We start from the raw sequence: 20,886 nt of genomic DNA on the forward strand, positions 1-20,886 counted from the left end.
TGAACCGTTGAGTTCAACCTGCCCTCATCCGGCCATGGCCGCAATGGCCTCGGCCCTCGCCAGCGTCGCGCGGGCGGTTTCGATGTGCAGGTTCTCCACGATCCGCCCATCGACCACCGCCACCCCCTGCCCGCTCGCCTCGACCTCCTGATAGGCGGCGATCTGGCGGCGGGCGAGGTCGATCTCGCTTTCGGAGGGGGCGAAGGCGGCGTTGGTGATCTCGAGCTGGGCGGGGTGGATCAGGGTCTTGCCATCAAAGCCAAGGTCGCGGCCCTGCTCGCATTCGGCCTTCAGGCCCTCGTCGTCCTTGAAGGCATTATACACCCCGTCGATCGCCACGATGCCGGCGGCGCGGGCGGCCATGAGGCATTGCTGGAGGGCGAACATCATCGGCAGCCGGTCGGCGCGGTTGCGGCAGTTCAGCTCCTTGGCCAGATCGTTGGTGCCCATCACGATGCCGCCCATGCCCGGGGCGGCGCAAATGCTCTCGGCGTTGAAGATGCCCTGGGGCGTTTCCATCATCGCCCAGACCTTGGTGGAGGTGCTGCCTGCCGCATCGAGCCTGGCCTTGACCTCAGCGATCTCGTCGGCGTGGCCGACCTTGGGCAGCAGGATCGCATCGGGGGCGAGCTTGCACATGGCCTCAAGGTCCGCCGCGCCCCACTGGGTATCGGCCCCGTTGACCCGCACGATCCGGGCACGCGGGCCGTAATCGGCCGTGGGGAGCGTTTCGGCCAGCAGGGCGCGGGCCTCGTCCTTAGCCTCAGCCGTCACCGCATCTTCGAGGTCGAAGATGATCGCATCGCAGGCCAGGGTCGCCGCCTTCTCCAGCGCGCGGGGCTTGGAGCCGGGAATATAGAGCAGCGAGCGATAGGGGCGTGTGGCGGGCATTGATTCTCTCCGGGCAGATTGCAGGTGCAGAAAGACCAAATGCCGCGCCGCCGCGCAAGATCATTTCTGAAAATACCCGTGAAAGCGCAATTTTCGGTCGCCGCTGCCGGATCCTTGGGCATCGTCGCACAGCGTTAACGGGATGCTCACCTATCGCGCCCAGCATCATCCTCGAGTCGGGCGACTGGAGGGCCGTTATTGGCAGGGCTGCCAAGCAACGCGGCAATAATCAGTCCGACCTGGAATGACCGGCGCCGAATGCGCCTCCCATGCCACCGGCAAAGCCGGGCACGCCCGACATGGGGCCACGCTGTCAAAAAGGGTTTGGACCATGAAAGAACTTCTCTTCATCGCCGCAGGGCTTGCCTGCCTTGCTGCAACCGGGGCCGAGGCCCAGAACCGCAACTGCGCCAACCGCGACAAGGTGGTATCGCGCCTGGCCGATGGCTACGGCGAGAGCCGCCAGGCGATCGGGCTCGGGGCCAACAACCAGGTTGTCGAGACCTTCGCCAACCTCGAGAGCGGCACCTGGACGGTGACGGTGACGATGCCCAACGGCATGACCTGCCTCGTCGCCTCGGGCAAGGCCTTCGAGCTGATCGAAGAGGCGCTGATCCCGGCGGGTGAAAAGGACGCCTGAGCGAAAGCGGATGCGCTTGCCTCAGGTCAGCGCATCCCAGATCAGCTTGGTGCCTGTCAGCAGAAGGAGCACGTAGGTGAGCGCGAAGAAGGGCTTTTCGGGCACGATATGATGCGCCTTCACCCCGAGCCATGCCCCGAGCAGCGCGGCCGGTGCGAGCCAGAGGTCGAGCACCGCCGTTTCGCGGGTGAAAATGCCGAGCGCGGCATAGGGGACGAACTTGAGCAGGTTGATCGCCCAGAACACGATGACCGATGTTGCCTGATAGGTGGTCTTGCCCATGCCCTGCGCCAGCAGGAACACCGCCACCGGCGGCCCGCCCGCGTGGCTGATGAAGCTGGTGAACCCGGCGACCGTGCCCGCGAGCCCGCCGGTGACCGGATCGAAGGGCCGGTCGGGAATTTTCAGCACGCCCCAGGTGCGGGCGAGCTGATAGACCACGAAGAGGATTGCGATGCCGCCGATGAGCAGGCGGAAGGTGTCGACGTCGGCCACCTGAAACAGCCAGATCGCCAGCGCGATGCCCGGCAGCGAACCCAGCGCGAGGGCGAGGGCCGAAGGGGTGTGCCACTGCTTCCAGAAGCTCTTGAGCGTGAAGACGTCGATCAGCATCAGCAGCGGCAGCATCAGCCCCACGGCCATGCGCGGATCTATCGCCAGGGCGAGAATCGGGGCTGCCGCGAAGGCCGCTCCAGAGCCGAAACCCCCCTTGGACACACCCGCAAATATGACCGCCGGCACCGCCACAGCCATCACCCAAGGGTCAGGCCACATGGCCGCCAACTCCTTGCATCCGCTGCCCTTTCCTCCGCCGCCGCTTGTGCAGTTGCGGCATTCGTGCTGCAATGCAGCCTTGCACGCCTTTCCCCCATTGGCTAGGCGTGGCGCGAAATTTCACCACTCAAGGGACACCTAAAATGGCCAGACCCAAGATTGCGCTCATCGGTTCGGGGCAGATCGGCGGAACGCTCGCCCATCTCGCCGCCATGAAAGAACTGGGGGATGTTATCCTCTTCGACATCGCTGACGGCGTGCCGCAGGGCAAGGCGCTCGACATCGCAGAATCCGGCCCCTCCGAGGGCTTCGACGCGGCGCTTTCGGGCACCACCGACTACGCCGCCATTGCCGGTGCCGACGTGTGCATCGTCACCGCCGGTGTGCCGCGCAAGCCGGGCATGAGCCGCGACGACCTGCTGGGCATCAACCTCAAGGTCATGAAGTCGGTCGGTGAGGGCATTGCCGCCCATGCCCCCGATGCCTTCGTCATCTGCATCACCAACCCGCTCGACGCGATGGTCTGGGCGCTGCAGAAGTTCTCGGGCCTGCCGGCCAACAAGGTCTGCGGCATGGCCGGCGTGCTCGACTCGGCCCGCTTCCGCCACTTCCTCAGCCTCGAGTTCGGCGTGTCGATGAAGGACGTCACCGCCTTCGTGCTCGGCGGCCACGGCGACACCATGGTGCCCTCCGCCCGCTACTCCACCGTCGCCGGCATCCCGCTGCCCGACCTCGTGGAGATGGGCTGGTCCACACAGGAAAAGCTCGACGCGATCATCCAGCGCACCCGTGACGGCGGCGCCGAGATCGTCGGCCTGCTGAAGACCGGCTCTGCCTACTACGCCCCTGCCACCGCGGCGATCGAGATGGCCGAGAGCTACCTCAAGGACCAGAAGCGCGTTCTGCCCTGCGCCGCCTATTGCGACGGCGAGATCGGCGTGAAGGACATGTACGTGGGCGTGCCCACCGTGATCGGCGCCGGCGGCATCGAGAAGGTCGTCGACATCAAGCTCAACAAGGAAGAGCAGGCGATGTTCGACAAGTCGGTCGAGGCCGTGAAGGGTCTGGTCGAGGCCTGCAAGGGGATCGACAACTCGCTGGCCTGATCCGCCACATCAGTTCGAATGCAAAGGGCCCTGCGTGACGCGGGGCCCTTTTTTGTTGCGCGGACGGGAGCGGAGAGCGGCGCTCAGGCGGCCTTGCTCTCTGCGATCTTCTTCATCAGCCGCTTGGCGTTTTCGCCGCCGAGCTTCAGGTCGAAGGCCCGGAAGGAGAAATCCGCCTCCACATCGGGGAAGGCGCGGCGCATGGCCGCCTCCGGGTCGATCTTCATGGCGCTCAAGCGTCCGTGCTCGGTGAGAGCCCGCGCCTGATCCGGGGTGAGGCCGGTGATGGTGCGGAAGAAGCGCAGCAGCTCGGGCATGGAGGAGATGTTGTCGCGCACATGGCGCACCTGACGGGCCCGCTCCTCGTGGAGCAGCCTGCCGATCGCCTCGTCGCCCTGCTCGGCGTAGCGCAGCGTCTTGGCGGCCCAGTGCAGCGGGGTCAGCCCGTCGAAGTGGAGCACGTGCAGCCCCGTCGCCTTCTTGTGGGGCGCCCAGCCGTTGTTCTTGCCGGGCAGCTTGGCGGCATGCACCTGCACCTGAACCTTGTGGCCGGTGCGCACCAGCGGCTTGCCATGGGACGCGCCCGCAAGCCCGTTGGCGAGGTAAGGCGCAACCTCGTCGCCGTAGATCCGGCGGGTGATGCGGGGGGCCTGCTTGATCGGGTGGCGGAAGACGCCGGAAAAGATGTGTTCGGAGCGGTCGCCCGCCAGCCAGCAGCGCTCGACCGCCGGGATGCGCAGCCAGACGTCCTCCTCCTCCAGCCGCGCGACCTCTTCCGCGAAGGGGCGGGCCATGTGCAGGAACTCGTCGGCATCGAGGTGCAGCAGGTAGTCGGCGCGCGCTTTCTTGTAGGCCGTCGTGGCGTTGATCGCCTGTCGGACGTTCTGGTTGGGCGGGCGCCCGCGGCCCTTGTTCACCTTGTCCCAATAGGCGTCATCGCAGCAGATCACGTTGACCCCTGCCTTGGCGCGCAAAATCGGGCGAAGCGGATCTTCGGGATCATCGAGGTAGATGATCACCTTGAAGGCACCCAGATCGAGGTGGTGGGCGACGAAGGCCAGCACCAGTTCGGCGGGCTCGCGCACGGTTGCCACAACGGCCCAGGTTGGCTCTTTCGAAGGCGTCGGCCCTGAAGCCTGCGCGCGGGGTTCGGACGTCTCGTTCATGGCGCCATCCATAGCGTTCCGCGCCACTCATGGCCAGCCCGCCGGTGCATGGAAGCGGGTGATTCTCATGATAGCGTTAGCACCCCGTTAACTTGTGATCACACACTTCTTGGCTGTGATCACAAATGGCACTAATCCCGGCCAACCCCCGCATTTGCAGGCGATTTTTGTTTGCCTCCGCCGCGGGCTGTGCCAATGACGGGGTCGAACCGCAGCTTGAGGAACAGCTTCATGAACATCCATGAGTATCAGGCGAAGGCTCTGCTTCGCTCCTACGGTGCACCCGTCTCCGACGGGCGGGCCGTGCTGAAGGCCGATGAGGCCAAGACAGCCGCCGGCGCACTCGATGGCCCGCTCTGGGTGGTCAAGGCGCAGATCCATGCCGGCGGGCGTGGCAAAGGCTCCTTCAAGGAAGAGTCCGCTGGCGAAAAGGGCGGTGTGCGCCTTGCCAAGTCGGTCGAAGAGGCCGCCGAAGAAGCCAAGAAGATGCTGGGCAAGACCCTCGTCACCCACCAGACCGGCCCGGCCGGCAAGGTGGTGAACCGCATCTACATCGAAGACGGCTCCGACATCACCTCCGAATTCTACCTCGCGCTGCTGGTCGATCGCGCCAGCTCCCGCGTGTCCTTTGTCTGCTCCACCGAGGGCGGCATGGACATTGAAGAGGTCGCCGCCTCCACGCCCGAGAAGATCCTGAGCTTCACCGTCGACCCGGCGACCGGCTACCAGCCGTTCCACGGCCGCCGCGTTGCCTTCGCCCTCGGGCTCGAGGGCGCCGCCGTGAAGCAGTGCGTGAAGCTGATGGGCATCCTCTACAAGGCCTTCATGGAGAAGGACATGGAGATGCTCGAGATCAACCCGCTGATCCTGATGCCCAACGGCGAGCTGAAGGTGCTCGACGCCAAGCTCGGCTTCGACGGCAACGCGATGTATCGCCAGTCCGACGTGTCGGAGCTGCGCGACGAGACCGAGGAAGACCCCAAGGAGCTTGCCGCTTCCAAGTACGACCTCAACTACATCGCCCTCGACGGCGAGATCGGCTGCATGGTCAACGGCGCGGGCCTGGCCATGGCGACGATGGACATCATCAAGCTCTACGGCGCCGAGCCCGCCAACTTCCTGGATGTGGGCGGCGGCGCGACCAAGGAGAAGGTGACCGAGGCGTTCAAGATCATCACCTCCGACCCGAACGTGAAGGGCATCCTGGTAAACATCTTCGGCGGGATCATGCGCTGCGACGTGATCGCGGAGGGCGTGATTGCCGCGGTGAAAGAGGTCGGCCTGCAGGTGCCGCTGGTTGTGCGCCTCGAGGGCACCAACGTGGAGAAGGGCAAGGAGATCATCAACAACTCCGATGTTGACGTGATCGCCGCCGACGACCTTTCCGACGGTGCCGAGAAGATCGTGAAGGCGGTGAAGGGCTGATCCTGATGCGCCTGCTTCCCGCCCTTGCCCTCGCGGTGCTTCCGCTGCCTGCCGCTGCGCAGAATGCGACCATCGTGAAGGCCCTGCTGGCCAACCTCAACGCGCCAACGGCGCCTGAGGCCCAGATGGGGGCGTTCTCCGCCTGCCTCCTCGGCAACGGAAATGCCGAGGAGACCGCCGGGATCTTCGAGGTGCGCGGCTGGAACGTCAGCGCCGATCCGGAGATGGGCTCGGTCGATATCTGGTCCGATGAGGGGCCGGTGCATGTGACCCTCTACATGGATGGCGCGATCTGCTCGGTCGCCCATTCGGCCCAATCCACCGCACTCGGCACGGTCAGCCTGTCGGCCTACCTCGAGACCACCGGTTACGAGACCATGGCGATCGAGATGGAAGGCTGCACCGGCTGGGCCATCGGCAACGGCGTGGCCGTGGGCATCACCTCGGGCGGGCAAGACCCGGTCTGCTCAAGCGACAGCGACAACGACGTGCGATTCACTTTCGCGCAGTAGGACATAACCGCGGGCCGAAGCTTTCGGCCCCAGCAAGCAATCGGCCCCCCGTGTGGCCATCAAAAGAGAGGGACGCCACAATGGCCGTACTCGTCGACGAAAACACCAAGGTCATCTGTCAGGGCCTCACCGGCTCGCAGGGCACCTTCCACTCCGAGCAGGCCATCGCCTATGGCACCAAGATGGTCGGCGGCGTGACCCCCGGCAAGGGCGGACAAACGCACCTCGACCTGCCGGTCTTCAACTCGGTGCATGAAGCCAAGCACGTGACCGAAGCCAACGCGACCGTCATCTACGTGCCCCCGCCCTTCGCCGCCGACTCGATCCTCGAGGCGATCGACGCCGAGATGGAGCTGATCGTCTGCATCACCGAGGGCATTCCGGTGCTCGACATGATGAGCGTGAAGCGTGCGCTCGAAGGCTCCAAGTCGCGCCTGATCGGCCCGAACTGCCCCGGCGTCATCACGCCCGACGCCTGCAAGATCGGCATCATGCCCGGCCACATCCACAAGCGCGGCTCGGTCGGCGTGGTTTCGCGCTCGGGCACGCTCACCTACGAGGCCGTCAAGCAGACCTCTGATGCGGGCCTCGGCCAGTCTTCCGCCGTCGGCATCGGGGGCGACCCGATCAAGGGCACCGAGCATATCGACGTGCTCGACATGTTCCTCGACGATGATGAGACCCACTCGATCATCATGATCGGTGAAATCGGCGGTTCTGCCGAAGAAGAAGCCGCCGAGTTCCTCGCCGAGCAGAAGAAAAAAGGCCGCTGGAAGCCGGTTGCCGGCTTCATTGCCGGGCGCACCGCCCCTCCGGGCCGCCGCATGGGCCATGCCGGTGCCATCGTGGCCGGCGGCAAGGGCGACGCCGAAAGCAAGATCGAAGCCATGCGCTCCGCCGGCATCATCGTGGCCGACAGCCCCGCGACGCTGGGCGAAGCCGTGCTGAAGGCCATTGGCTAGGGCCGCGCAACATACGCCAAAATTGGCCGCCGGCGGAATGATCCGCCTGCGGCCTTCAACCTGTCAGGTGCTCTCATGACCGACCAAAGCCCCAACGACCTCTTCCATGCCTCCAGCTTCATGCAGGGGCACAACGCGGCCTATCTCGAACAGCTCTACGCCAAATACGCCGACGACCCGAATTCGGTCGATGGCGCATGGGCCGAGTTCTTCCGGCAGTTGGGCGATGGCGAAACCGATGTGAAGGCAGAGGCCAAGGGGCCTTCCTGGGCGCGGGCCGACTGGCCGCCGATGCCGGGGGATGATCTGACCGCGGCGCTGACCGGCGAATGGCCGGCCGAGGCCACGCAGGAGGGCAAGGGCGCCGCGAAGAAGATCAAGGAAGCCGCAGGCGCCAGCGCGACGCCGGTCAACGAAGAGGCGATCCGCACCGCCGTGCTCGACAGCATCCGCGCGCTGATGCTGATCCGGGCCTATCGCATCCGCGGCCACCTGGTGGCCGACCTCGACCCGCTCGGCATGCAGGACCAGACCCCGCACCCCGAGCTGGACCCGAAGAGCTACGGCTTCACCGATGCCGACATGGATCGTCCGATCTTCATCGACCAGGTGCTGGGCCTCAAGTTTGCCTCGCTGCGCCAGATCATCGACATCGTGAAGCGCACCTATTGCGGCACCTTCGCGTTGCAGTACATGCATATCTCCAACCCCGAGGAGGCCTCCTGGCTGAAGGAGCGCATCGAGGGGCTGGGCAAGGAAATCGCCTTCACCCGCGAGGGCCGCAAGGCGATCCTGAACAAGCTGGTCGAGGCTGAGGGCTTCGAGAAATTCCTGCACGTCAAGTACATGGGCACCAAGCGCTTCGGCCTTGATGGCGGCGAAAGCCTCGTGCCCGCGATGGAGCAGATCATCAAGCGCGGCGGCTCGCTGGGCGTGAAGGACATCGTCATCGGGATGCCCCACCGCGGCCGCCTCTCGGTGCTGGCCAACGTGATGGCCAAGCCCTACCGGGCGATCTTCAACGAGTTCCAGGGCGGCAGCTTCAAGCCCGAGGATGTCGACGGGTCGGGGGACGTGAAATACCACCTCGGCGCCAGCTCGGACCGCTCGTTCGACGACAACACCGTGCACCTGTCGCTTACCGCCAACCCCTCGCACCTCGAGGCCGTCAACCCGGTGGTGCTGGGCAAGTCCCGCGCCAAGCAGGACCAGTACAATGACCGCGAGCGCACCTCGGTGCTGCCGATCCTGCTGCATGGCGATGCGGCCTTTGCCGGTCAGGGCGTTGTGGCCGAGTGCTTCGGCCTCTCGGGCCTGCGCGGGCACCGCACCGGCGGCACCATCCACATCGTGGTGAACAACCAGATCGGCTTCACCACCGCGCCCCACTTCTCGCGCTCCTCCCCCTACCCCACCGACATTGCCCTGATGGTCGAGGCGCCGATCTTCCACGTGAACGGCGACGACCCGGAGGCCGTGGTGCATGCCGCCAAGGTGGCCACCGAGTTCCGCCAGAAGTTCCGCAAGGACGTGGTGCTCGACATCTTCTGTTATCGCCGGTTCGGCCATAACGAGGGCGACGAACCGATGTTCACCAACCCGATCATGTACAAGCGGATCAAGGGCCACAAGACGACCCTGAGCCTCTACACCGAGCGGCTGGTGAAGGACGGGCTTATCCCGGAAGGCGAGATCGAGGACATGAAGGCCGCCTTCCAGGCGCACCTGAACGACGAGTTCGAGGCCGGCAAGAACTACAAGCCCAACAAGGCCGACTGGCTCGATGGCCGCTGGTCGCACCTCGACAAGCGCGATGAGGAGTATCAGCGCGGCGAGACCGCGATTGCGCCCGAAACCTTCAAGGAGGTGGGCAAGGCGCTCACCACCGCGCCCGAGGGCTACGCCCTGCACAAGACGGTGCAGCGGATGATGGGCACCAAGGCCGAGATGATCGAAAAGGGCGAGGGCATCGACTGGGCGACCGGCGAGGCGCTGGCCTTCGGCTCGCTGCTCACCGAGGGCTACCCGGTGCGCCTTGCCGGGCAGGACAGCACGCGGGGCACCTTCTCGCAGCGCCATTCGGCCTTCGTGAACCAAGAAACCGAAGAGCGCTACTACCCGCTCAACCACATTCGCTCCGGTCAGGCGCAGTATGAGGTCATCGACTCGATGCTCTCGGAATATGCGGTTCTGGGCTTCGAATATGGCTACAGCCTCGCCGAGCCCAATGCACTCACCCTCTGGGAAGCCCAGTTCGGCGACTTTGCCAACGGCGCGCAGATCATGTTCGACCAGTTCGTCAGCTCGGGCGAAAGCAAGTGGCTGCGGATGTCGGGCCTCGTCTGCCTGCTGCCGCACGGCTACGAGGGCCAGGGTCCCGAGCACAGCTCGGCCCGCCTCGAGCGCTTCCTGCAGATGTGTGGGCAGGACAACTGGATCGTCGCCAACTGCACGACCCCGGCGAACTACTTCCACATCCTGCGCCGCCAGATCCACCGCAGCTTCCGCAAGCCGCTGATCCTGATGACGCCCAAGTCGCTGCTGCGCCACAAGCTGGCCGTCAGCCGCGAGGAAGAGTTCACCACCGGCTCCAGCTTCCACCGCGTGCTCTGGGATGATGCCGAGCATGGCAACTCCGACACCAAGCTGGTGGCGGACGACAAGATCAAGCGGGTGGTGATGTGTTCGGGCAAGGTCTACTTCGACCTGCTCGAAGCCCGCGACGAAGCCGGGCTGGACGACGTCTACATCCTGCGCATCGAGCAGTTCTACCCGTTCCCGGCGATGAGCCTGGTCAACGAGCTGAACCGCTTTGCCCAGGCCGATATGGTCTGGTGCCAGGAAGAGCCCAAGAACCAGGGCGCGTGGAGCTTCATCGAACCCAACATCGAGTGGGTTCTGGGCCGGATCAAGGGCAAGAGCAGCCGCCCGATCTATGCCGGCCGCGCCACCTCTGCCTCGCCCGCCACGGGCCTGGCCTCGCAGCACAAGGCACAACAGACAGCGCTGGTAAATGACGCGCTGGGTATCGAAGGAAACTGATCCATGAGCACCGAAGTCCGCGTCCCCACCCTGGGCGAAAGCGTCACCGAGGCCACCGTTGCCACCTGGTTCAAGAAGCCGGGCGATACGGTTGCCGTTGATGAAATGCTCTGCGAGCTGGAAACCGACAAGGTCACGGTAGAGGTTCCCGCCCCTGCCGCCGGCACCATGGGCGAGATCGTTGCGCCCGAGGGCGAGACCGTGGGCGTCGATGCCCTTCTCGCGACCATCTCCGAGGGAGGCGAGGCCGCCAAGCCCGCGCCCGAGGCCAAGAAGGAAGAGACGGCAGAGGCCGAGCCCGCCGAGGATGCCCCTGCGCCCGAGGCCAGCAGCGGTGGCGGCGGCGCGAGCGTCGACGTGATGGTGCCGACCCTGGGTGAAAGCGTGACCGAGGCCACCGTGGCCACATGGTTCAAGAAGGTGGGCGACAGCGTCGAGGCCGACGAGATGCTCTGCGAGCTGGAAACCGACAAGGTTTCGGTCGAGGTTCCGGCCCCCTCTTCCGGCACGATCACCGAGATCCTCGCGGAAGAGGGTTCCACCGTCGAAGCCGGCGGCAAGCTGGCCGTGATGAGCGAGGGCGCGGGCGGCGGAGCTTCCAAGCCTGCCGAGGGCGGCAAGGAAACGGCTGCCCCCAAGGCCCCGGCAGCGGCCAGCGCCAGCAAGGGCGCCGATGTCGAAAACGCCCCCTCCGCCAACAAGATGATGGCCGAAAAGGGCCTGTCGGAGAGCGATGTGAAGGGCAGCGGCAAGGATGGCCGCATCATGAAGGAAGACGTGATGAAGGCGGTCGAGGCCGGCACAAGGGCCGCCGCCAGCCCCGCCCCCTCCGCGCCGCCGCGCGGCCCGGTTGCGGCACAGGACGAGGCGCGCGAGGAGCGGGTGAAGATGACCCGCCTGCGCCAGACCATCGCCCGCCGCCTGAAGGACGCCCAGAACGCCGCCGCGATCCTGACCACCTACAACGAGGTGGACATGACCGAGGTGATGGCGCTGCGCAACGAGTACAAGGATCTCTTCCTCAAGAAGCACGGCGTGAAGCTCGGCTTCATGTCCTTCTTCACCAAGGCCTGCGTGCACGCGCTGCGCGAGGTGCCCGAGGTGAACGCCGAGATCGACGGCACCGATATCGTCTACAAGAACTTCGTCCACATGGGCATCGCCGCAGGCACGCCCCAGGGCCTCGTGGTGCCGGTGATCCGCGACGCCGATGCGATGAGCTTTGCCGATATCGAGAAGGCGATTGCCGAAAAGGGCGCCCGCGCCCGTGACGGCAAGCTCTCGATGGCCGAGATGCAGGGCGGCACCTTCACCATCTCCAACGGTGGTGTCTACGGCTCGCTGATGAGCTCGCCGATCCTGAACCCCCCGCAGTCCGGCATCCTCGGGATGCACAAGATCCAGGACCGGCCGATGGTGGTGGGCGGCGAAATCGTCATTCGCCCGATGATGTACCTCGCGCTGAGCTACGATCACCGCATCGTCGACGGCAAGGGCGCCGTGACCTTCCTCGTGCGGGTCAAAGAAGCGCTCGAAGATCCGCGCCGGCTCCTGATGGACCTCTGAGGTGGTGGGTTTCACCCACCCTACAGACAATCGTAGGGTGGGTGCCAACCCACCAATCGCCCGCATGACCCTGCTCACCCGCGCCGAAACCATCGCCTTCTCGCCCGACACGGCGAGCGCCCTGCGCAGCGCGGGGTTCACCCTTGGTGCGATCTCCATTCTCGGCGTTCTGGCTCTCGGCACCTTCGGCGGCGGCTTTCAGCCCTGGCTGCTGATCTTTGCCGTCATCGCCTTTCTGCCCGCCCTGCTCCTGCTGGCCCTGTCGCGCGCGCTGCCCGCCCGGCGGCCGATCTCGGTCCTGCTGATCTGGGCGATCTGCGGCTTTTCCCTTCTCCTGATCCGCCGCACCCCCAGCGCGGGCGAAGGCGTGGAGCCGCAATGGCTCATCACCCCGCTGATCTGGACCGTTGCCGCCGCCGAGCTGGTGCTCGCCCTCGCGCTGGCCTGGTTCGCATGGCACCTCTACCGCAAGGGCGCCTTCTCGGGAGCCTCGACATGACCGATTTCGCCGCCCTCGAAAATGCCATCTGGTCCGCCGCCTCGGCCTATGACCGTGCGGCCATCGAGCGGCTGCTTGCGCCGGAGTTCTTCGAGCTGTCGCGCTCGGGCCGCAAGTACACCCGCGAAGAGCTGCTGACCGACACCTCCGAGGGCCGCCCTTCCGAGCATCGCCTCCACGGGCTGCAAACCCAGGCCATTGCCCCCGGCGTCACCCTCGTTACCTACACGTCCGAAACCCGCTATCCGGACGAGACTCAATGGGCCAGCCGGTCGACCCTCTGGGCGCAAACCGCAGAGGGCTGGCAGGCCCGCTTTCATCAGGGCACCCCGCTGCCGGAGACATTCCGGCCATGACGCGCGGTGCCTTAACGCAATTGCCCAAAAACCGCATATGTCATTTGATGTATGCACGGGTTGTGCACGGGTTGTGTACCCGTTGTGCCCCCCAACTTTCTTGGTAAAGGAGCCCCCATGTCCTCTTACGATGTCATCATCATCGGCGCCGGCCCCGGCGGCTACGTCTGCGCCATCCGCTGCGCCCAGCTCGGCCTGAAGACCGCCGTTGTCGAGGGCCGCGAGACGCTGGGCGGCACCTGCCTCAACGTCGGCTGCATCCCCTCCAAGGCGCTGCTGCACGCCTCCCACCTGCTGCACGAGGCCGAGCACAACTTTGCCGAGATGGGCCTGAAGGGCAAAAGCCCCTCGGTCGATTGGGACCAGATGAAGGCCTACAAGCAGAAGACCGTAGACCAGAACACCGGTGGCATCGAATTTCTGTTCAAGAAGAACAAGATAGACTGGCTGAAGGGCTGGGGCTCGATCCCCGAGGCGGGCAAGGTGAAGGTGGGTGACGAGGTCCACGAGGCCAAGCACATCATCATCGCCACCGGCTCGGAGCCTGCGAGCATTCCCGGTGCCGAGGTCACGATCGACGAGAAGGTGGTTGTCAGCTCTACCGGCGCGCTCGAGCTGGGCAAGGTGCCCGGCGAGATGGTCGTGGTCGGCGGCGGGGTGATCGGCCTGGAGCTTGGCTCCGTCTATGCCCGGCTTGGCAGCAAGGTCACGGTGGTCGAGTTTCTCGATGCGGTCACGCCCGGTGCCGATGCCGAAGTGGCCAAGAACTTCCAGAAGATCCTCAAGAAACAAGGCCTTGCGTTCGTCATGGGCGCCGCCGTCAACAAGGTGGAGACCAAGGGCAACAAGGCCACCGTCAGCTACAAGCTGCGCAAGGATGACAGCGAACACGAGCTGAAGGCCGACACCGTGCTGGTGGCCACGGGCCGCAAGCCCTACGTCGAGGGCCTCGGGCTGGAGGAGCTTGGCGTGAAGCTCACCAAGCGCGGGCAGGTCGAGGTCGATGACCACTTCCAGACCGCGGTGAAGGGCGTCTATGCCATTGGCGATGCAATCCCCGGCCCGATGCTGGCCCACAAGGCCGAAGACGAAGGCACCGCGCTGGCCGAGATGCTGGCGGGCCAAAAGCCACACATCAACTACGGCCTCATCCCCGGCGTGATCTACACCGCGCCCGAAGTGGCGAGCGTGGGCGAGACCGAAGAGAGCCTCAAGGAACAGGGCCGCGCCTACAAGGTCGGCAAGTTCCCCTTCATGGGCAACGCGCGGGCCAAGTCGGTGCACCAGGCCGAGGGCTTCGTGAAGATGCTGGCCGACAAGGAAACCGACCGCATTCTCGGCTGCCACATCATCGGCCCGGCGGCAGGCGAGCTGATCCACGAGATCTGCGTGGCGATGGAGTTCGGCGCGGCGGCGGAAGACGTGGCCCGCACCTGCCACGCCCACCCCACCTTCTCCGAAGCCGTGCGCGAGAGCGCACTGGCCTGCGGCGATGGTGCCATTCACGCCTGACGCTGAAAGCTCAGTTTCAAAGGGCCGCGGTGGCAACGCCGCGGCCTTTTTCGTGCGCGGGTTCTGCCCTGACCGCGCCGCAATCGGGCGTTAACCCTTTTGGCCGGAATGGGCCGAAAGAGCCCCGTTTGTTGAGAAATGCGAGAGGACACGCGATGCGAAAGCTCGGGTATGTTGCGGCCGTTGCCGCCCTGGCCTTCACGGCCACCAGTCATGAGGCCGAAGCCCGCCGTGGCGGGGCTGTCTGGATGGACAGCCAGCAATTGCACTTCGTCGCGCCCACCTCGATGGGCAATGGCACCGGCGGCGTGATGGCGCTCTGCCACCTTTCGACCAAGTCCCACCTCTTCCAGATCGGCTTCTTCCGCAAGATGGAGAGCTACGCGCTGTCCTACGACAATTGCACCTCGGAGCGCTACGTGCCGGTCGAGCCGGCGCGGATGGAGAGCATGATTGCGCAGGGCCTCGTGCCTGCCAGCCTGCCGGTTGAACCCAACATGCAGGTGGCGCAGGTGGTCAGCGGCTTTGCCGGCTCGGCTGCGATCGGCGCGACGATCGCGCTGATGGGGCTGCTGAAACTGCTGCGCGCCGCAGGGCGCCGCCGTCGTCGGGGCGCGATGACCGGGGCCAACGGCTTTGCCCAGCGGGTGCTCGACGTGATGTGCCATGCGGCCAAGGCCGATGGCGTGGTGGACCCCGAAGAGGTGAACCTCATCGCCTTCGCCAGCCAGAAGCTGACCGGCACCGCCTATTCTCCCGATCAGATCGAACGCTTGATCGGCATGGCGGGCACCAAGGTGTCGGACGCGGAGTTTCGGGCTTTCGGTGAGGGGCTGAATGCCCACCAGCGCGAGACCCTGATGCGCGGGGCGCTGATGGTCACGGTTTCGGATGGCACCATCACCCAGTCGGAAAAGGGCTTTCTGGCCCGGCTTGCGGCAACGCTTCAGATATCCGGCCCCGAAGTTCAGGGGATGCTGCGAAGCCTCTGAGCCTGCCGCCTCAGCTCGCTAGCATCCGCAGGCCGCCGGTGACATCGGAGCGCACCGCCAGCCGCAGCCCCGGCTCGTCGCCCGCCTTCAGCGCGGCGACGATCAGCCGGTGGTGGCGCGGTACCTCGTTGCGGCGCAGCCGGTCGTAGAGCAGCCGCATGGTGGGCCCAAGCTGGAGCCAGACCGTCTCGGCCAGGGCCAGCATCGCCGGAGCCTGGGCCCGCAGGTAGAGCGTGCGGTGAAACTCGAGGTTGGCGCGGATATAGCCCGCCGCATCGCCCCGCGCCGTCACATCCGCGATCGTCACATTCACCGCCTCGAGCCGTTCGATCAGCGCGATATGCGCCCGCGGCAGCGCCCGCGTGGCAAGTTCCGGCTCCAGCAGCGCCCGAATCGCGGCCAGTTCCTCGATCCGGTCATTGGTGAGCACCGGGGTTGAGACCCTCCCCGACGCAGAGAGCGTCAGCGCGCCCTCCGCCGCCAGCCGCCGTACCGACTCGCGAGCCGGAGTCATCGACACGCCGAATTCCTTGCCCACGCCGCGCAGGGTCAGCGCGTGGCCGGGTAGGATCTCTCCATGCATGATGCGGCTGCGCAGCGCGCGATAGACCCGGTCATGGGCGGCGGTGACGGCCCCTGTCGAGGCCGGTGTCTCACGGCTGGGCGGGGCGGCATCTGCGGGGGGCGGTTGGATCAGCATGAAACAAGCGTGATCACGAATCTGCGCCCCGTCAACGGAGAAACGCTAGCCCTTGAACCCATAGCGGTGAAGCGCCGCACCCTGCAGCCGCAGCCACCGCCGCGATGCCTCGTGCCCGGGGCAGAGCTTTGCGCAAGTCGCCCAGAAGCGGGGCGAGTGATCCATGTGGGCGATATGGGCGACCTCGTGGGCGGCGACGTAGTCGAGCACCGCCTGCGGGGCGAGGATGAGCCGCCAAGAGTACATCAGATTGCCCTCGTGGCTACAGGAGCCCCAGCGGGAGCGGGTGTCGCGCAGGGTGATGCGCCCATGCGGGCGGCCGAGGGCGCGGGCGTGGCGGGCAGAGGCCTCCGCCAGCCGCACACGGGCCATTTCGCGCAGAAAGGCCCCGATGCGAACAGGCACGCGAGAGGCACCTTCGGGCACCAGAAGCGCCTGTTCTTCAAGGGTTATCCGGCGCACCCCTGCCGCCTCGATGCGCCGCGCCACACCCTCCACCGGTATCTCGGCACCCAGATCGGCCAGCACGAAGGGCGCCTGCTCGGCCAGCCTGTCGCGGATCCACCCCGCCTTCTCGGCGGCAAAGCTGCGGGCTTCGCGCTCGGGGGCAAAGCGCGGCATGGTCAGCGTCACGCGGCCATCGACGCCCGACACCCGGAGCGAAAGCCGCCGCGCCCGCGCCGAGCGGCGCAGCACCACCTCCACCTCCGGTTCTCCGGGAAGCCTGATAAACCCCATCGCCGTCCCTCGGCCTCTGCCCTTTTTCGTTGCGCCCCACCCTAGCGCCCCACCGCCCGTCAAGAAAGACCGATACCCCCTTTACAGACATGTCTTGGCATGGCATTGCGCCCGCTCGAACCCCAGAGCATGTGAGGATTTCGATGCCTAAGGAAGAATGGGGCGTCAAGCGCGTCTGCCCGACCACCGGCAAACGGTTTTACGACCTCGGAAAAGACCCGATCGTCAGCCCCTACACCGGCGAGGTCGTGCAGCTCGACACCGGCGGCAAGGCCCGCTCGGCGCTGAAGGGTGACAAGCCCGATCCCAAATCGGTGGAAGCCGAAGAGGATGATGCCGATCTCGACGTGCTCGAGGACGATAACGATGACGACACCGACGTCGATCTCGGCGACGACGTTCTGGAAGATGACGACGATGATGAAGTCTCGCTTGACGACATCGCCGACGTCGCCTCGGAAGACGAGGACTGATAGCCTTTTCAGGACGTTACGGGAAAAGGCGGCGGGCAGCGATCTTTTCGCTTGAACCCCCCGCCGTGATTCCCTAAACGTCCGCGGCACCGGGGCCTTAGCTCAGTTGGTAGAGCGCTTGCATGGCATGCAAGAGGTCAGGGGTTCGACTCCCCTAGGCTCCACCATCCGCTCTTGTTTTGCGGATGGACCCACCCCCCGGACACCCCCAGATTACCACACAGACACCCCGCACGGCGGGCGGCCCGCAGCACGGCCTTGCTCTTGCATGTCAGGGTGGCTTCTCATATAAAAATTACGCTCAGATCCCGCACAGCAGAACTGCGCAAGAAGATCAGCACAACCTCAGCCAACCAAGACGAGAAGAGCCCACAGTGTCCCCCGACGAACTGCGCAAGTCCTTTATCAATTTCATGGTCGAAGCCGGAGCGGTCGAAATTCCGTCCGACCCGCTGGTTCCGGAAAATGACAGCACCACGCTTTTCACGGGCAGCGGCATGCAGCCGATGGTGCCCTATCTGCTGGGCCTCAAGCACCCCTCGGGTGAAGACCTGGTGAACGTGCAGCGCTGCCTGCGCACCGTGGACATCGAAGAGGTTGGCGATTCCACCCACCTGACGTTCTTCGAGATGATTGGTCGTTGGGAGCTGAATGCCGATCCGGCCAGCTTCAAGCGTCGCCAGATCGAACTGATCTTCGAATGGCAGACCAAGGTGCTCGGGCTCGATGCCTCGCGCGTCTATGTCACCGTCTTTGCCGGCGATGCCGAGCTGGGCATCCCGCAGGACGACGAGGCCATCGCGATCTGGAAGGACGAGTTCGCCAAGGTCGGGATCGACGCGAAGGTCGAGGACGACCCCGACACCTACGGCATGAGCCGCGGCGGGCGCATCTTCCTTTATGGCGTCGATGAAAACTGGTGGAGCCGTGCCGGTGTGCCCTCAAACATGCCCGTGGGCGAGATCGGCGGCCCGGATTCGGAGATGTTCTACGATTACGACCCCTCCGGCCCCGATGATGACCACCCCGCAAAGGATGGCTCGCGGCTGGTGGAGATCGGCAACAACGTGTTCATGTCGCTGCGCAACACCGCCGAGGGCTTCGTTCCCCTGCCCGCGCCCAACATCGACTACGGCGGCGGGCTGGAGCGGATCTTCTCCGCCGTGCAGGGCAACCCCGATGTCTACCGCACCCCGTTCTTTTCCGGCGCGATTGCCGAGCTGGAGCGTCTGACCGGCCAGACCTATGACGAGAACCTCAAGCCGTTCCGCGTGATCCTCGACCACGCCCGCGCCGTGACCTTCCTCATCGGCGATGGCGTGACCCCGTCGAACACCGACCGCGGCTACATCGCCCGCCGACTGCTGCGCCGCGCCGTGCGCGTCGGCCGCGCCATCGGGGCGCCTGCCGACATCATCGCGCAGCTGGCCGAGATCTACATCAGCGAGGCGAAGTCGTTCAAAGAGCTCTATGCCCGCCGCGACCAGATCGTCGAGGCGATCAAGCGCGAGGAAGACCAGTTCCAGCGCACCCTGGCCGCAGGCGAGCGCGAAATCCGCCGCTTCGTGGAGAACAACAACAAGGTCGACGGGGCCGATGCCTTCCACTTTTACGAGACCTACGGCTTCCCCAAGGAGCTGACCGAAGAGGTGCTGGGCGAGCTTGGCGTCACCCTTTCCGACCCCGAGAAGTATGACGAGGCGGCCACCCGCCACTCCGAGGCGAGCCGCACCGCGGCGGCGGGCAAGTTTGCCGGTGGTCTGGCCGACCACAGCGAAACCACCACCGCCTATCACACCGCCACCCACCTGCTGCTGGCGGGCCTGCAGCGCGTGCTCGGCAACTCCGTGCACCAGATGGGCAGCAACATCACCGCCGAGCGCCTGCGCTACGACGTGTCTCACCCCACCAAGATCACCCGCGAGGAGCTGGATCAGGTGGAAGAGTTCATCAACGGCGCGATCGAGGGCGGCGGCAAGGTGACGGTCTCCGAGATGTCCAAGCAGGGCGCCAAGGATGCCGGGATCGAAGGCAGCTTCTGGGAGAAATACCCAGAAACCGTCACCGTCTATGCGATCAAGTCCGACGAGGGCGAGATGCTGTCGGAAGAGCTCTGCGGCGGCCCCCATGTGCAGGATCTCGCAGAGGTCGGCAAGCACGGGCGGGTCAAGATCACCAAGGAAGGCAGCTCGTCTGCCGGTGTGCGCCGCATCCGCGCCGAGTTTCGCGCCGAGTGATCCGCGCCTGAGCGGCGGCGCCTGATCTGCGCCGCCGGTCTCCCCACCAGCATCGGCCCTGCTCCGGCCCCGCACCACGCGGGCCCGGAGAACCTGCCCTGCCCCCATTCCAAGATTGTGCGAGCGGACTCCGCCCTGTAGAAAAACAGGGATCGGCGCTTCCGGCCATCGTCATTGCTATGCCCCTGCCCTAACCGCCGGCCTCAACCGCCTCCATGTCCGACCCGCTGAAGATCACCTTCGTCACCCGAAAATGGCCCCCGGCCATGGGCGGCATGGAGACCTACGCGCAGCAGGTGAGCACACGCCTCAAGGAGTACGGCGAAGTCGAGGTGATCGCCCTGCCGGGCCATCCCGACGGCAGCGCGCCGACACCTTGGGAGCTGTTGCGCTTCGGGGCGAAGACGGCGCTTTCTCTGCTGTTCTCGCGCGATCCGGCCCCGGTCGTTCATGTGGCCGACATGGCCAGCTGGCCCCTAGCCCTCTTCGCACGCCTGCGCCGCCCCTCGGTGCGCCGCATCCTGTCGGCCCACGGCACGGATGTGTCCTATCCTGCCCGCGGCGGGCTGAAGGGGCGGCTCTATGGCACCTACCTGCGGCTCGGGGCAAAACTTCTGGGCCGGGTGACGGTGATCGCGAATTCCGCCGCGACCGCTTCTGCTGCCGGGCTCTATGGCTATCGCGACGTGGTGATCGTGCCGCTCGCCGCCGAAGCACGGCTTCAGGGCGAGGCCCCGGCGCCCGAGATGCAGACGCTCCTGTTCTGCGGCCGCCTCACCCCGCTGAAAGGGTTTCGCTGGTTCGTGGAAAACGTGCTGCCACTCCTGCCCGAGCCGATGGTGCTCGAGGTGGCCGGAACCGTCTGGGACGAGACCGAAGGCGCGGCCCTGTCGGCCCCCCGCGTGCGTCACCTCGGGCGGCTCGATCAGCCAGCGCTCTACCAGAGGATGGCGGCGGCGCTATGTGTCGTGGTTCCCAACATCCACCTCGAGAACGGCCAGTTCGAAGGCTTCGGCCTTGTCGCAACCGAAGCCGCCGCCGTGGGCGGCGTGGTCGTGGCGGCCCGCCATGCCGGGCTCAAGGATGCGGTGAAGGATGGCGAAACCGGCTTTCTGGTGACGCCGGGCGATGCCGAGGCCTGGGCCCGGGAGATCAAGCGGGTCGCGGGATGGAGCGCCGAAGAACGGGCAGACTTTGTTGCGGGCTCGAAGGCCACGGCGGCCCGCTACTACAACTGGGACAGGGTCGCCCGCGACACCGCCCGCCAGTTCGTGCAGACGCCGTGAGGGAGCGGT

Annotated in this window: 19 protein-coding genes and 1 tRNA gene; 15 read left to right on the plus strand and 5 right to left on the minus strand. The window is 65.8% G+C overall.

Annotated features, from left to right (window positions below; genetic code table 11):
* Positions 1–24: 24 nt before the first annotated feature.
* A complete protein-coding gene (locus tag GTH22_RS11025; protein WP_252945247.1) occupies positions 25–891 on the minus strand; it encodes a CoA ester lyase in 867 nt (288 codons plus the stop codon).
* A 331-nt stretch (positions 892–1,222) separates the two neighbouring features.
* Here GTH22_RS11025 and GTH22_RS11030 point away from each other — a divergent pair, with 331 nt between their 5' ends.
* Positions 1,223–1,531, plus strand: a complete 309-nt coding sequence (locus GTH22_RS11030; RefSeq protein ID WP_252945248.1) for a hypothetical protein — start codon at positions 1,223–1,225, stop codon at positions 1,529–1,531.
* 21 nt (positions 1,532–1,552) lie between these two features.
* Here the strand turns inward: GTH22_RS11030 and GTH22_RS11035 are convergent, their stop codons facing one another.
* Positions 1,553–2,305, minus strand: coding sequence for a sulfite exporter TauE/SafE family protein (locus GTH22_RS11035; RefSeq protein ID WP_252945249.1), 753 nt, complete (start codon positions 2,303–2,305; stop codon positions 1,553–1,555).
* A 143-nt stretch (positions 2,306–2,448) separates the two neighbouring features.
* Here GTH22_RS11035 and mdh point away from each other — a divergent pair, with 143 nt between their 5' ends.
* Positions 2,449–3,411, plus strand: a complete 963-nt coding sequence (gene mdh, locus GTH22_RS11040; protein WP_252945250.1) for a malate dehydrogenase — start codon at positions 2,449–2,451, stop codon at positions 3,409–3,411.
* A gap of 83 nt (positions 3,412–3,494) precedes the next feature.
* Here the strand turns inward: mdh and GTH22_RS11045 are convergent, their stop codons facing one another.
* Entirely contained in the window at positions 3,495–4,577 is a 1,083-nt protein-coding gene (locus GTH22_RS11045) for a glycosyltransferase family 2 protein (RefSeq protein WP_252945251.1), read from the minus strand.
* Positions 4,578–4,808: 231 nt separating this feature from the next.
* Here GTH22_RS11045 and sucC point away from each other — a divergent pair, with 231 nt between their 5' ends.
* The 9 genes from sucC (at position 4,809) to GTH22_RS11090 (ending at position 15,443) form a co-directional block, all read left to right on the plus strand.
* Entirely contained in the window at positions 4,809–6,002 is a 1,194-nt protein-coding gene (gene sucC / locus GTH22_RS11050; protein ID WP_252945252.1) for an ADP-forming succinate--CoA ligase subunit beta, read from the plus strand.
* A gap of 5 nt (positions 6,003–6,007) precedes the next feature.
* Positions 6,008–6,514, plus strand: a complete 507-nt coding sequence (locus GTH22_RS11055) for a hypothetical protein (RefSeq protein ID WP_252945253.1) — start codon at positions 6,008–6,010, stop codon at positions 6,512–6,514.
* Between the two features lie 80 nt (positions 6,515–6,594).
* A complete protein-coding gene (gene sucD, locus GTH22_RS11060) occupies positions 6,595–7,476 on the plus strand; it encodes a succinate--CoA ligase subunit alpha (protein ID WP_252945254.1) in 882 nt (293 codons plus the stop codon).
* 75 nt (positions 7,477–7,551) lie between these two features.
* The gene (locus GTH22_RS11065) at positions 7,552–10,518 is read left to right on the plus strand and encodes a 2-oxoglutarate dehydrogenase E1 component (protein WP_252945255.1); all 2,967 of its coding nucleotides are present in this window, start codon (positions 7,552–7,554) and stop codon (positions 10,516–10,518) included.
* Between the two features lie 3 nt (positions 10,519–10,521).
* Positions 10,522–12,084, plus strand: coding sequence for a 2-oxoglutarate dehydrogenase complex dihydrolipoyllysine-residue succinyltransferase (gene odhB / locus GTH22_RS11070; protein ID WP_252945256.1), 1,563 nt, complete (start codon positions 10,522–10,524; stop codon positions 12,082–12,084).
* A gap of 64 nt (positions 12,085–12,148) precedes the next feature.
* Complete coding sequence (locus GTH22_RS11075) at positions 12,149–12,583, plus strand: hypothetical protein (RefSeq protein WP_252945258.1); 435 nt, start codon at positions 12,149–12,151, stop codon at positions 12,581–12,583.
* Positions 12,580–12,939 (plus strand): DUF4440 domain-containing protein, encoded by a 360-nt coding sequence (locus tag GTH22_RS11080; RefSeq protein WP_252945259.1) that lies wholly within the window; start codon positions 12,580–12,582, stop codon positions 12,937–12,939. Before GTH22_RS11075 ends, GTH22_RS11080 begins: the two co-directional genes overlap by 4 nt.
* 117 nt (positions 12,940–13,056) lie before the next feature.
* A complete protein-coding gene (gene lpdA / locus GTH22_RS11085; RefSeq protein ID WP_252945260.1) occupies positions 13,057–14,451 on the plus strand; it encodes a dihydrolipoyl dehydrogenase in 1,395 nt (464 codons plus the stop codon).
* 155 nt (positions 14,452–14,606) lie between these two features.
* Positions 14,607–15,443, plus strand: a complete 837-nt coding sequence (locus GTH22_RS11090) for a TerB family tellurite resistance protein (RefSeq protein WP_252945261.1) — start codon at positions 14,607–14,609, stop codon at positions 15,441–15,443.
* Positions 15,444–15,453: 10 nt separating this feature from the next.
* On the opposite strand, the gene GTH22_RS11095 is transcribed toward GTH22_RS11090, so the two are convergent.
* Both GTH22_RS11095 and GTH22_RS11100 read right to left on the minus strand, forming a co-directional pair.
* A complete protein-coding gene (locus GTH22_RS11095; RefSeq protein ID WP_252945262.1) occupies positions 15,454–16,143 on the minus strand; it encodes a GntR family transcriptional regulator in 690 nt (229 codons plus the stop codon).
* A 45-nt stretch (positions 16,144–16,188) separates the two neighbouring features.
* Positions 16,189–16,881, minus strand: a complete 693-nt coding sequence (locus tag GTH22_RS11100; protein ID WP_252945263.1) for a M48 family metallopeptidase — start codon at positions 16,879–16,881, stop codon at positions 16,189–16,191.
* A gap of 143 nt (positions 16,882–17,024) precedes the next feature.
* Between GTH22_RS11100 and GTH22_RS11105 the strand changes: the two genes are divergently transcribed.
* The 4 genes from GTH22_RS11105 to GTH22_RS11120 all read left to right on the plus strand — a co-directional run bounded on the left by GTH22_RS11105 (position 17,025) and on the right by GTH22_RS11120 (position 20,877).
* Positions 17,025–17,354, plus strand: coding sequence for a TIGR02300 family protein (locus GTH22_RS11105; protein ID WP_252945264.1), 330 nt, complete (start codon positions 17,025–17,027; stop codon positions 17,352–17,354).
* A gap of 91 nt (positions 17,355–17,445) precedes the next feature.
* Positions 17,446–17,521 (plus strand) — tRNA-Ala (locus GTH22_RS11110).
* Between the two features lie 207 nt (positions 17,522–17,728).
* Positions 17,729–19,591: an alanine--tRNA ligase gene (locus GTH22_RS11115; protein WP_252945266.1), complete on the plus strand. Its 1,863-nt coding sequence runs from the start codon at positions 17,729–17,731 to the stop codon at positions 19,589–19,591.
* Positions 19,592–19,806: 215 nt separating this feature from the next.
* Positions 19,807–20,877: a glycosyltransferase family 4 protein gene (locus tag GTH22_RS11120; RefSeq protein ID WP_252945267.1), complete on the plus strand. Its 1,071-nt coding sequence runs from the start codon at positions 19,807–19,809 to the stop codon at positions 20,875–20,877.
* The last annotated feature ends 9 nt before the right edge of the window (positions 20,878–20,886 follow it).

Origin of the sequence: Oceanicola sp. 502str15 (genome assembly GCF_024105635.1) — a bacterium.
Taxonomy (GTDB): domain Bacteria; phylum Pseudomonadota; class Alphaproteobacteria; order Rhodobacterales; family Rhodobacteraceae; genus Vannielia.